The following is a 10906-nucleotide window of genomic DNA, read 5'->3' as shown; positions in this document are numbered from 1 at the left end:
CGACGCGCCTGCACGCCTGCAAATGCAAAGATAGAGACCGAGGGTAGCTGGCGCGATCTGAGTGTATCCGCACGACAGAGGCGGCGCTGCACCCTGGGCCGCCATCATCATCTACGTCCGGCGGGTCGTACATCCTCGCCAGGATCATCGTCGGCGTGCTCGGATCCGGGCGGTGTTTCGGACGCTCGCGCCGGGCGAGGGAAACCGACGTGGTGCTGTTCGGGCGGGTGTGCGTGGTCGCCCGCACCGACGACGGCGGATGGCACTTTTCGATCCGGCACCAACCCGGATGAGGACGAGGATTGATCAATGACCCCCAGCTCGCAGAAGCCCTCCGCGCCGAGATCCGGCTGACGCTCGAAGCCGACGGCAAGGCCTTTGACGTCAACGTCGCCCGGCGTGTCTACGACCTCGCGATCGCCGCGCGCGACATGTGCGTGGCCGCGGCCCTGCACCACCGGTGAGGCCATCAAGACGATCGCTGACGTCGGCGGCCCGGTCGAGTCGCTGCAGGGCCGGGCACGCCGACGACGGTGGTGCAGGCTGCCGAGACCGCTTCGGCGTGCGCGCGCTCCGGAACGATCGCGGCGCTTGAGCCGAGCGCCGGCCGGCACGGGCGTCGTCGGCGCAGGCCCGAACACGGTCGTGCCGGCGATCTGACGATGGCTCGGCGCGCTCGCCGAGGCCCGCGAACTCGGCCTCGCCGACGTTCGCCGCAGGCATCGAAGCCAAGCTCTGGCAGTATCGGCATCCTCCCGGCGGCACCCCGCGACGCCGGCGCCCGCACCGGCGCGCGCCGTCGGAGGCCGCTCTAGATGCGTGCCTGGTAGTTAGCCCGAGCTGGCACGGCGACTCCCGGCTCGTCGCGCCGCGGCGGATGACTCCGGCGGCGTCGCAGCTCGTCATCCTCGAGCCGAAAAGCTGCGCACGAACGCGGCCTGCTGACGGCGTTTCTTGCTGTCGCGCACAAGCGCAGTGGACGACGGCGACTTTGCCCGAAGGTCCCATCACGACCCACGTCATCATGCGTTCACAGCGCCGGTCGCCAAGGCCGGCCCGGCGCTCGTCCGGGCTACCAAGCCGCCAAGCGGACGTTGACCGCGGTCACGTTCAAGGATGGCCGCGTCGAGACGGCCGAGACCGCGCAGCTGGAGGCGCTCGCCGAGAAGGCCGCCGCTGGCTGCGCCACACCACCCTCTCGGAAAGACACCCCGGCATGACCCCGAAAATCTCGCTCAAGATCACCCGCGCCAACGGCCGCACCTCGACGGTCGCGACGACGCGCGCGGCGCCGCCGACGGACGCCATGCTCGCCGCCGCCGAGGCGTTGCTCGAGTTCCTGTCGACCGGCGTGATGCCGCCGCTGCCCGCAACGGCGAACCCCGACGTACTGCCGGTGCTGCGCCCACTCGACGCCAACATCGGCGAGCACATGACCTGGGAGGAGTTCGCGGAGAGCGTCAAGGAAGGCGACTTCATCGACGACGACGGCTTCGGCGACCTCGCCACCGCCACGCACTACTCCAGCGTCAGCATCAACCCGTCCGACATCACCGAGGCGTACGCGCGACCGGCCTGGGCCACGCACGTCGTCTGGTACAACAAGTGAGCGTCATCGAACGCGCGGCCGTGCGCGGGCGCGGTATGCGCGCTGGCACATGAATTGGCCCGCGTACTACAGCGCCCAGGGTCGGTTGCACGACCGCGCGGCCGTCCAGCTCGACGGCGTCTGGCGGTGGTGGATCACCGGTCAACGGTACGAGCGGATCATCGAAGGTGAGGCGGCGATGCTGGCAGACGCGTGCGCGGCCGCGGATGCGGCGAGCCTGGCCCGCCTCCGTACGATCGACCTGCGCTGGCAGCTGAATGTGATCGACCGCGGTTGTCGCCAACACCGGTTCTGGACGCTCGACAGCCTGGACATCAGCGGATGCGTCTCCGACGAGGACGGCTGGACTCGGCGGCGCCGAGCGGTCCTGGCGTACCGGGACGGCGGGTGACGTGCAGGCGGCGATGGAGGCTGCCGCGGACGCGGCACGGGCGTACGCCCAAGCGGAGATCGCCGCGATCACGGCAACGTCGCTGGTGCCGGTGTTCCCGCAGGTGTGCCGCGCGTGCGGCGCCGCTTGGGTTGGAGTGTGGCCGCAGCCAACCAACGATTGCCCGCACGACGGCGTCGACTACCACGACCCGCGGACGCCGTGCACGGCTTGCGCGACGGCCGTGGGTGCCGAGGCTGGCGTTGGCTAGCCGCGCGACCACGTGGGCGCCTTGGAGCCGCCGTAGCGGCGCCATGTTCGCGCGGCGTTGTGAGGCGCTGCTTGTGTCAGTCGGCTACCACGTCGCGCTCGCTGGCAGCGTGCTCCACCGCGCGTCCGGCCACGACCTCGACTTGATCATCTTCCCGCACGACAGCACGCGACGGAACCATGCAGGCGTCTACGCGGCGCTCGAGTCGATCGGGATGACGCGCTTCGCGTCACGCGCGAAGGTCACGGCGCACTGGCGCGCGCGGGGCAGCGCCGACCGTAAGTGGGTCGAGGTGTGGCGCTGGCGCGATCGCCGTGTCGACCTGTTCTTCTTGTGCTGACCGGGGACAAAAAACACCATGACCAAGACCACCCTGTTCAACGAACGCAAGATCACCGACGCCAAGCACCGGCCGACGGCCCCGCACTACGCGATCCTGATCTGGAGGACCATCTCGGTCGAGACGGGCCGGTCGCGCGACGAAGGTGGCGGTCCAGAGCCGCTGACCGTCGCCGACTACTACGTCTTCGGGACCGGTGAGGCCGCGTCGTGGAAGGCGGCGCTCGCGCAGCTGCAGCTCGAACGAGATCCTCCGACGTTCCTCGGGATCTACGTCGACGCCGTCGCGACGGTCGACGTCGCGGTGACCGTCTCGATCCGGGACCGCTAGCCCGCCGCGCGCAGCTCGGCGAGCGCGGCCGCGTCCCGCCGCGCCACCGCGCTGAGGAAGACGGCCAGGCGCCCCTCGGCGCCGCGGCGCAGCTCGGCCAGCCGGCCGTCGCGGTCACGCCGTGCGCCGCGCGTGATGATCAGCGGGGTCACGCGCAGGCGATCGCCGCCGTCGAGCGACATCCCGACGCTGCCGTCGGGCTCGAGTTCACAGGCCAGGTAGCGCCACCACTCTCGACGGTGCGCTGGTGTCCGGGGATTCATCGACGCGCGCAGGCTGCGTAACCATTCGTAGCGGAGAGTGGATTTGAACCACTGACCTACGGCTTATGAGGCCGTCGAGCTACCGGGCTGCTCTACCCCGCTGTGGATGGTTGTAGCCGGGGACGGCGCGTGTGTCAACGGGCGCAGGCCGTGGTACATCACCCCGTCGGTCTACTTGAAAATCGGTTGTCGGCGCTACCAGCGTCGAGTATGGCGAAGCAAACCGAGCAGCTGATCGACATCGACAAGATTCCAGACGCGCCGTGGCACTGCGCCGAGTGGTGCGGCAGCCTGATCAGCGTCGGCGGTTGCGACGCGTCTGACTTTGGCCGCGATGACGTCGATCGCGTCGTCGCGTTCACCCGCGACGGGCGTGGAGGACGTGGGCGACATCGCGGTGGTCGTCAGGCTCGAGGATGGCCGGTTCGCGGCGTGGACGACGTGGCAGGACGACCGGGAGCGGGTTCTGCTGCGACGCGTACGGTGACGGCCGACATCTACTTCGCTCCGACCGTCGAGGCCGCGCTTTCGACGTTCGGTGAGGTCACACGCGAAGCGCTACGCCAGATGACGCAGGCGTCACCGCCGTGATGCGCCTCGTAGCTGCGGTCTGGTGCTGTGGCATCGCCTGGGCACTCTACCGGCTCCGCGACGCCGCGGGACTCGAGGTCTGGAACGCGGACCGCCCTACCCCGTGCACCTTGACCCCGGCCTGTAGTACGATGGGGTGCATGGAGCCGGAGTACAACACCACCGCCGAGAAGGCCACCCCAGGCGCCGTCATCATGTGGCCGACGCCGCCGGACGTCGTCCTCTACGACACGATCCAGACGAGCCGGCCGACGCTCGACGGGACGCCGGCCAAGGGTCGTAGCACCCAGGCCATCGTCAAGGCTCGCCAGGGCAACGTCACTGGCGTCCGGTTCGTGCTCGCGGACGGCAAGATCGATGGCCGGACGGTCGCGGTGGTGCCTGGGCAGCCGTGCCGGGTGGTCGGGTCGTGACGGTGACGTTCCGCTACTTCGTGGTGGAGCGCGATGACGAAGGTCAGCGCATCCTCGCCGCAGGGCACACCACCGCGTTGTTCGCCGCGCAGGTCGTCGCAAGCGCCGTCCCCGAAATCGACGCGTCCGAACTCGCAGCGACGTTCAACGCCGAGAACAGCAGCGGCAGCGTCCGCTACATGATCGGCGCCGCGGTCCGCGGCGAGCCTGGCTACTCGAAGAAGGACGTGGGCCGGCGGTGGGTAGACCCCTGATGTCAGCCCGCGGTGGTAGAACGTAGCTCGTGAGCCTCCGGCTGATCTTCCTCGACTTCGACGGCGTCCTCAACAGCGAGGCGTGGCGTACGAACCGCGGCCCGCGTGACCCGGCGATCGACATCGCGACGCTCGACAACAACGAGCGGTACGCGCTGCGGTCCCTCGACCCGGCCGCGGTCCAGGTGCTCGAGACGATCGCCCGCCGACTTGACGCGCGCGTCGTCGTCAGCTCGTCGTGGCGCCTCGACTTCACCGTGCCGCAGCTCAACTGGCTCTTGGCGTACCACGGCTTCTCAGACGTCGTACTGGGTGCGACGCCGGACAGCACGCGGTGGCCGCACGGCACAGCCGGGTCGCGAACGCGTGGTGGCGAGATCGCCGTGTGGCTTGGGGCCTTGGACGTCCAGCCGGCGGAGTACGTCATCCTTGACGACGAAGCGGTGACCGGGCACGGCGACCGGCTCTATAAGCTCGACCCCATGGTCGGCTTGCTCGACACCGACGTCGATCCGATCATCGCACGGTTCGGCGCCCAATGACGACGCGACCGATCCACCCCGGCGACGCCTACCTCGACTGCGACGGGTTCGTCCGGACCTGTACCGAGGCCGACGGTGATGAGGTCTACGGCGTCCGGCCGGGCTCCGGCGCCGGGCTGTGGTGCAGCCTCGAGCATTGCCGAGTAACTCGGCTAGTCGCCGTGCCTGCCGTCGACCCGGGCGCGCTGCGGCAGTGGTGCGACGGTGGCGTCAATCGCGTCGCCATCAACCGGGTTGCCCGCGCGATGGTCTTGCACGCGGCCGCCGCGGACCGGACCGGCGACGCGCAGACGATCGAGGTCGCGTGTGGATGGCGGCGACCGTCATCGCCAGCAGCACAGCGTGCGGCACGCCGGTGGACCGCCGAACGGATCGGACCGCCGTAGCCGATGTCAGCCCCCGCTGCTATAACCGCGGCGTGGCCCTGCTTGATAGCATCGGCATGATGCGGCTCCTCGGCGCTGTCGGGTTTCCCTCGCGCTGCGAGTATCCGCGTTGTGTCGCGCCTGACATCTGCGAGGGCACGCACGCGGTACCAAGCCCCAAACGTAAGCCGCCACGCAAGCATCCGTGGCAACCAACCCGCAAATGGACACGCCGATGAGCCATGATCCTGGTGACGAGACCCGTGCTTGGAAGGTGACCTCGTTCGACCCGCTGTACGGCTGGGGCCGCGTCGAGTGCGCCGACCGCGGCTTCCAGTTCCACTCGACCTCGTACCACGCGCCGACGCACCGGTGGCCGGTCGTGGGGGAACCCGTCGACGTCGTCCTGACGCCCGGTGGTGAGTTGCTGGCGGTGTGGGGCCAATGAGCGACTTCGTCACCGACTTGCTCGGCAAGCACGTCGAGATTTATGAACGGGCATGGGACGGTGGGCGCTTCCAGCCGTGGCGCGGGCTGGGCGTCGGCGTTATCCGCGCGGCCGGGTTCGCCGCAGGCAAGCTCACTGTGACGCTCGAAGTCGTCACCGTGAAGTTTGATGGTCCGGACGGCTATGCCGCCGGCGACCTCGTGACGTTGTGTCCTGACGATTTCGATCGACCTGTGAAACTGACGGTCGTCCCGACGCTTGGTGGCCCCGGTGCGGCGTCAGATGGCAAGGCCTTCAAGCCATACCGCCGGAGCCAGACCGCCGAGCTGCGACCGTGGCACCCCGACGACGGCATGACCGCCATCAGCGTATCCGCACCGGATCGTGCGGCGGGGTCGCCAAAGGTGGGCGACATGATCGCCCGCAACCCCAAGAACCACGCCGATCAGTGGCTCGTGGCGGCGCAGTATTTCGCCGACAACTTCGAGGCGATCAGCGACCCGTGAGAGTACCCCGTGACGCGAAGCGTACTCGACGCGTACGACCGCGCGCTGCGGTGGGCGCAGCGCAAGTACGGGGCCGAGATCGGCGCCGGGCTCTACCGCCGCGTCTTCGCGGACGGTGATGCCTACGTCGTCAAGGTGCCGCGAGACGCCGTCGGTGAGTATTGCAACGAGGGTGAGGCGGCCGAGGCACCGGACGATGTCCGCTTGGCACGCTGCACGTTGTTCGCGTGCTACGGCGTCCAGCTCCTCCGCATGGAGCGGGTCGTCCGGTTCCCACGGACGGCGCGCGAGTTCGCGCGGTTGCCCGGCTGGACAACCGGCATCGACTGTCAGCAGGTCGGTTGGACTGCCGACGGTCGACTCGTCGCGTACGACTGGGTGTACCCGCGGCGGTAACAGCCCGTGCAGCTACCGCCGGCGTGGTCATGGTAGGTTGCATGAAGATCTCACCGCGCGTACGTCAACACGGCCAGTTGCTCGTCGAGACGCTCTGTAGCGGCGACCCGCGCGTCAGCGGCACGCGCTGCGGCGGGCACGGCTACTAGGGCAGCGTCGGCGCAACCGGCCCGTTCGCCGTGACCGTGCCGCCGTTGAGCGTGGGCACGTGCCCATTGCCCGAGGCATCGCGGACCGCGAGCGTGCCGCCGCCGGCGTCGTAGAACACCCAGAGGCTGTAGGCGGTCGCGTAGTCGGGCGCAGTCCGCTGTGCCGCGACCTCGCCGTCGCTGAAGACGCGGTTGTAGATGCCGACGTACTGCACCTCGATCGCCTGACCGCCTGACGGGTTGGCGCCGGCGCCGACGCGGACGTCCTGCGCCGCGAGCGAGTTCTCGACGTCGCTCACGTTGATCGCGGTCCGGACGGTGTCGGCGGTCTCGGCCGGCTGCCAGCTGCCGACGATGTTGCCGCCGGCTATGGCCGGCATCCGGACGGCGATGTCCAGCCACGTGTTCGGGGGCGGCGGGTCGGCGAAGGTCACGAGTCCGATGTGGTCTGCGACGGCCATGATCACCTCAGCCGCAGGCGCCCGCGACGACATACCGGCGAGGCGGCCGGCGATCGCGTCCGCGATTAGGATGCCGGCCTCGTTGGTGAGCGACGCGAACTTGACCTTCGCGGTCATCGTAAAGCCCGCCAGGCCGACGTCGCCGAGCTGCGGCGAGGTCGTCGCCAGCTGGGCGCCCTGCGTCGACGTGAAGACCGCGGCGGGCTGCTGGACGATCATCGCGATCGACACGACGTTGGACCGGACGCTACCCAACACGTTGGTCGCGACGCAGCTGATCTGGTTGCCGTTGCCGAGCGCGGCCAACACCTCGGTCGTGTACGTATCGGTCGTGCCACCGGTGCCCTCGGCGACGTCAGCCCAGGCGTCGCCGCTCGTGGCGCGCCGCTGCCACTGCAGCGTCGGTGTCGGCGTGCCGATGACCGTGACGGTGAAGGCGGCGGTCTGGCCGACCTCGCGCGTCACGCCGACCGGCTGCACCGTGAACTGCGGCGTGCCGGCCGCGAGGACGGTGATCCCATCGGTCGTGCTCGACGCCGTCCCGCCGGTGTTGGTCGCAGTCGACCGGGCCGTGATGACGTGCCCGACGTCGGCGTTCTGGAGGACGTACGTCAGGCCCGTCTCGCCGGCGATGACGACGCCGTCCCGGAGCCACGCGGTAGCCTCGGTCGGCGTCGGCCGGCCGTTCCAGGTCGCCGGCGTCAACGTCACCGTCGAGCCTTCGTAGGCGGCACCGCTCAGGGTCGCGGCCGTCAGCAGGATCGGCGCGAGCGGGACGACGCCGACGAAGTAGACGCCGTCCGAGTAGCCGTTGCGGAACTTCCAGGCCGGCTCGCGCGACGGGTTGGCGCGCTCCTCGGGCAGCCCGGGAGTCGTCCGGCGCCAGTACGCACGGTCGACGTCGGCGACCAGGCCCTGCTCGACGGCCATCGCCTCGGCGGCGGTCGTGTCGAGGCTCAGAAGCCCCTTGGCCCAGACGACCTTGCGGTACAGCTCCTGGAGGTCGCGCGCGTGGCGCATGTCGTCGGCCTGGCCGAAATCAGTCGGGCCTGCGGCGCCGGCGAGGTAGGCGAACAGCCGGAGCCCGACCATCCCGGCGAACTCGGGCTCGTCAGGCGTCTCAACGACGTAGGTCGCGTGGGCGATCAGCCAGTCGCCGTAGTTGCTCAGCCAGGTCAGGACCCGTGCGTCCTCGGTGAACCGGTAGAGCTGGACCATCGACTCGGCGAGGAACGCACCCATCCACGGGCTCGTGATCGGCGTCGTCGTCGAGTCGCCCTCGTGCTGGTCGTGGCCGTGGAGCGGCGCGCCCGAGCTTGAGATCGCGAAGATGCCCTCGGCGTACTCGGTCGCGTCGGTCAACGGCTGTTGATCGCCGGTGATCGCGTGCTGCGCGAGGCAGCCGAGCATCGCGATCGCGTGGCCGCGCTCGGTGAACAACCGCGGCCCGACGATGTACGTCTTGGGCCAGTTGTAGAGGATGCCGGCGTAGAGCGCCGCGGCCTTGTCGCGGTAGACCGGGTTGCCGGTCTCGTACTCGTACCACCAGGCGATCGCCGGGTACATGTACTTGACGTCGTCGGTAGCGCCGTCGACGGTGAACGAACCGCGCCCGCCGGCGACGACGGCGTTCTGCATGTACAGCTCGGCCCAGGCGATCGCGGCCGCGCGGGCGTCGAGGTCGCCGGTGCGCATCCAGAGCAGCCAGGCCGTCGTCGCGCGGTCGTAGAGCCACGGCTCGCGAGACGTCAGGACGTAGAACCCGCGGGCGCTGGTGTAGAACGCCGGGTCGACCGGACCGCCGTCGGGGCCGATGTTCGGCCAACGGCTCGAGCGTTCCTGGAGGAACGTCGGCGCGACGCCCCGCAGCTCGTCGTCCGCGAGGTTGCCGGCGACGAGCGGCGCGATCGGCGAGAACAGCGGGATGTTGTCCACGCCGACGCGAATCAACGCCGTCGCGGTCGCGGTCAACCCGGCGGCGTCGGCGACGGTGAACGGGAACGTGATCTCGCCGCGGACGATCGACGGCGTCACCTCGACGACGCCGGCGCCCTGGTAGACCACCGTCCCGTCGGTCACGGCGACCGGCGCCCCGACGACGGGCGGCGCGCCGTTGACCGCGGTGATGGTCAGCGCGTCGCCCTCGATGTCGCGGCAGTAGGTCAGCAGGTTGAGCGTGATGGCCTCGCCCGTGACCGAGAGCCGCGTCGCCGTGCCGGCGGTCGGCGCGTCGTTGACGGCCGCGACGGTGATCGTCAGCGCGACCGTCCGCAGCTCGGACTCGTTCGTGACCCACACCGCGATGGGTCCGACAGACCCGGAGAAGTTGGGCAGCGGCGTGAACGTGAACGCGCCGTTGGCCTGGATGATCAGCGTGCCCTTGCCGGCGACGGCCGCGGTCGCGCCGACGCCGTAGGTCACGGAAGGCTCGCCCGCGGAGCCTGGGACGATGAACTGCTGGACGCTCAGCGTCCCGGTCGGCGACGTCGTGTTGGCCAGGACGTTGCCGGTGATCGTCGTGTCCTCGTCGCCCGGCGTCGTGACCGGCGCGGCGACGAACTGCGAGGCGCCGCCGCCACCGCCACCGCCCCCACGGACGACAAACGGCGCCGGCGTGGTGGCGCCTCCGAAGGCGCGCATCGTCGAGTGGTCGTACTCGACGCGGACCGCCGCGTCGACAGCTGCGGTGCCGGCGTTCGTGATCGTCAGCGTCGTCGTCGTGACGTCGCTGATCTCCAAGTCCGCGTGACCCGGAAAGATCTTGTCGGGCAGGCGCGGGTACCCGCGGACGTTGAGGCCGTGCGCCCGGGTGATGGACGCGCCGGCGGCCAGGTCGATGACGGCGATCTCGCTGACAAGTCGGGTAGCCACGGTGAGCTACCTTACCGCGACAGCGGAGCTTTCCGCCAGGCTTGTGGCGGCCGGCGCAGGCGTGCTACGTCAGCCGCATGAGGTGCTGCTAGCAACAAGAACCGCGAGGCGTTCGCCGGGTTCCGCCTGTCCGTCGACAACGGGTTCCGCGCGACGTACGCCACTTGCGGCTACCGGCGTTGGGGTTGTACTTGGCCTTCTTGGCCTTGTTGCGGCGGATCTTGCGGACGACACCGGTCTCGGTGTTCTTGCACAGCTGGACGTAGAACTTGCCCTTGGTCGCGCCCGCGGTCGGCCGCTCGCACTTCCAGGTGCCGGCCGGCTTGATGCGCGGCCGGTGCTTCCGGGCACTGGGCCCGCGCGTGCGTCCTTCGCGCTTGAAGGGGGTAGTGGGTGCCGTGGATGCGCTTCTTCGGCGGTTGAGCCTACATCGACCGCCCGAGCCTGTCCACAGCCGCCATCAGCCGCGGTAGTGCTTGACTGCGAGGGCGGCCATCTCAGCGTGCGCACGGCTTGCGCGCGCGTTGAGCTTGCACCGAATCGTCTTCTCGTAGCCGCCAGAGCCGACGACGGTGGCCTCCACGAAGTCGCCCGACTTGCACGTCCGCTTCGCGTAGGCGAGCGCGCTCGCCAGTTTCTTCGGGGTGTGCTTCACCAGCCGAGGGATGTCGCCGGGCGCCTTGACAAGGATGCTGAATGCCATGACCCGAGCCTATCACGGCCTGCA

The 10906-nt window shown here is 69.6% G+C and carries 18 protein-coding genes and 1 tRNA gene; 15 read left to right on the top strand and 4 right to left on the bottom strand.

The features are described from left to right. The first annotated feature begins 302 nt into the window (after window positions 1-302). The 7 genes from IPJ61_RS19700 (at window position 303) to IPJ61_RS19670 (ending at window position 2920) form a co-directional block, all read left to right on the top strand. Window positions 303-464: a hypothetical protein gene (locus IPJ61_RS19700; RefSeq protein WP_297111939.1), complete on the top strand. Its 162-nt coding sequence runs from the start codon at window positions 303-305 to the stop codon at window positions 462-464. Window positions 465-1094: 630 nt separating this feature from the next. Next, entirely contained in the window at window positions 1095-1220 is a 126-nt protein-coding gene (locus IPJ61_RS19695) for a hypothetical protein (RefSeq protein ID WP_297111937.1), read from the top strand. After that, entirely contained in the window at window positions 1217-1609 is a 393-nt protein-coding gene (locus IPJ61_RS19690) for a hypothetical protein (RefSeq protein WP_297111935.1), read from the top strand. The genes IPJ61_RS19695 and IPJ61_RS19690 overlap by 4 nt, the downstream gene beginning before the upstream one ends. A 49-nt stretch (window positions 1610-1658) precedes the next feature. Next, the gene (locus IPJ61_RS19685) at window positions 1659-2000 is read left to right on the top strand and encodes a hypothetical protein (protein ID WP_297111933.1); all 342 of its coding nucleotides are present in this window, start codon (window positions 1659-1661) and stop codon (window positions 1998-2000) included. A 1-nt stretch (window position 2001) separates the two neighbouring features. Beyond that, window positions 2002-2250 carry a hypothetical protein gene (locus IPJ61_RS19680; protein ID WP_297111931.1) on the top strand — a complete coding sequence of 83 codons (249 nt, stop codon included), beginning with the start codon at window positions 2002-2004 and terminating at the stop codon, window positions 2248-2250. A gap of 73 nt (window positions 2251-2323) precedes the next feature. After that, window positions 2324-2590, top strand: a complete 267-nt coding sequence (locus IPJ61_RS19675; RefSeq protein WP_297111929.1) for a hypothetical protein — start codon at window positions 2324-2326, stop codon at window positions 2588-2590. A gap of 18 nt (window positions 2591-2608) precedes the next feature. Then, the gene (locus IPJ61_RS19670; protein ID WP_297111927.1) at window positions 2609-2920 is read left to right on the top strand and encodes a hypothetical protein; all 312 of its coding nucleotides are present in this window, start codon (window positions 2609-2611) and stop codon (window positions 2918-2920) included. On the opposite strand, the gene IPJ61_RS19665 is transcribed toward IPJ61_RS19670, so the two are convergent. Next, entirely contained in the window at window positions 2917-3183 is a 267-nt protein-coding gene (locus tag IPJ61_RS19665) for a hypothetical protein (RefSeq protein ID WP_297111925.1), read from the bottom strand. The genes IPJ61_RS19670 and IPJ61_RS19665 overlap by 4 nt on opposite strands. Window positions 3184-3211: 28 nt before the next feature. Beyond that, window positions 3212-3285: transfer RNA gene (locus tag IPJ61_RS19660), tRNA-Met, on the bottom strand. A 108-nt stretch (window positions 3286-3393) separates the two neighbouring features. On the opposite strand from IPJ61_RS19660, the gene IPJ61_RS19655 reads away from it, so the two are divergent. The 8 genes from IPJ61_RS19655 to IPJ61_RS19620 all read left to right on the top strand — a co-directional run bounded on the left by IPJ61_RS19655 (window position 3394) and on the right by IPJ61_RS19620 (window position 6698). Further along, on the top strand, window positions 3394-3774 hold the full coding sequence (locus tag IPJ61_RS19655) for a hypothetical protein (RefSeq protein WP_297111923.1): 381 nt from the start codon (window positions 3394-3396) through the stop codon (window positions 3772-3774). Between the two features lie 140 nt (window positions 3775-3914). Further along, window positions 3915-4187 carry a hypothetical protein gene (locus IPJ61_RS19650; protein WP_297111921.1) on the top strand — a complete coding sequence of 91 codons (273 nt, stop codon included), beginning with the start codon at window positions 3915-3917 and terminating at the stop codon, window positions 4185-4187. Next, complete coding sequence (locus IPJ61_RS19645) at window positions 4184-4441, top strand: hypothetical protein (RefSeq protein WP_297111919.1); 258 nt, start codon at window positions 4184-4186, stop codon at window positions 4439-4441. Before IPJ61_RS19650 ends, IPJ61_RS19645 begins: the two co-directional genes overlap by 4 nt. Window positions 4442-4470: 29 nt before the next feature. After that, complete coding sequence (locus IPJ61_RS19640; RefSeq protein WP_297111917.1) at window positions 4471-4983, top strand: HAD domain-containing protein; 513 nt, start codon at window positions 4471-4473, stop codon at window positions 4981-4983. Continuing rightward, window positions 4980-5369, top strand: a complete 390-nt coding sequence (locus IPJ61_RS19635; RefSeq protein ID WP_297111915.1) for a hypothetical protein — start codon at window positions 4980-4982, stop codon at window positions 5367-5369. Before IPJ61_RS19640 ends, IPJ61_RS19635 begins: the two co-directional genes overlap by 4 nt. Window positions 5370-5583: 214 nt before the next feature. Then, complete coding sequence (locus tag IPJ61_RS19630) at window positions 5584-5796, top strand: hypothetical protein (RefSeq protein WP_297111913.1); 213 nt, start codon at window positions 5584-5586, stop codon at window positions 5794-5796. Beyond that, window positions 5793-6302, top strand: coding sequence for a hypothetical protein (locus IPJ61_RS19625; protein ID WP_297111911.1), 510 nt, complete (start codon window positions 5793-5795; stop codon window positions 6300-6302). Before IPJ61_RS19630 ends, IPJ61_RS19625 begins: the two co-directional genes overlap by 4 nt. A gap of 9 nt (window positions 6303-6311) precedes the next feature. After that, window positions 6312-6698: a hypothetical protein gene (locus IPJ61_RS19620; protein ID WP_297111909.1), complete on the top strand. Its 387-nt coding sequence runs from the start codon at window positions 6312-6314 to the stop codon at window positions 6696-6698. A 145-nt stretch (window positions 6699-6843) separates the two neighbouring features. Here IPJ61_RS19620 and IPJ61_RS19615 read toward each other — a convergent pair whose 3' ends face one another. Together IPJ61_RS19615 and IPJ61_RS19610 are read right to left on the bottom strand one after the other, a co-directional pair. Continuing rightward, window positions 6844-10179: an Ig-like domain-containing protein gene (locus IPJ61_RS19615; RefSeq protein WP_297111907.1), complete on the bottom strand. Its 3336-nt coding sequence runs from the start codon at window positions 10177-10179 to the stop codon at window positions 6844-6846. Window positions 10180-10639: 460 nt separating this feature from the next. Then, window positions 10640-10882 carry a hypothetical protein gene (locus IPJ61_RS19610; RefSeq protein ID WP_297111905.1) on the bottom strand — a complete coding sequence of 81 codons (243 nt, stop codon included), beginning with the start codon at window positions 10880-10882 and terminating at the stop codon, window positions 10640-10642. Between the last annotated feature and the right edge of the window lie 24 nt (window positions 10883-10906).

Source organism: Tessaracoccus sp. (genome assembly GCF_016714275.1).
GTDB lineage: Bacteria > Actinomycetota > Actinomycetes > Propionibacteriales > Propionibacteriaceae > Arachnia.
Note: the sequence above shows the minus strand (reverse complement) of the source record. Positions and strands in the feature narration are given on the sequence as shown.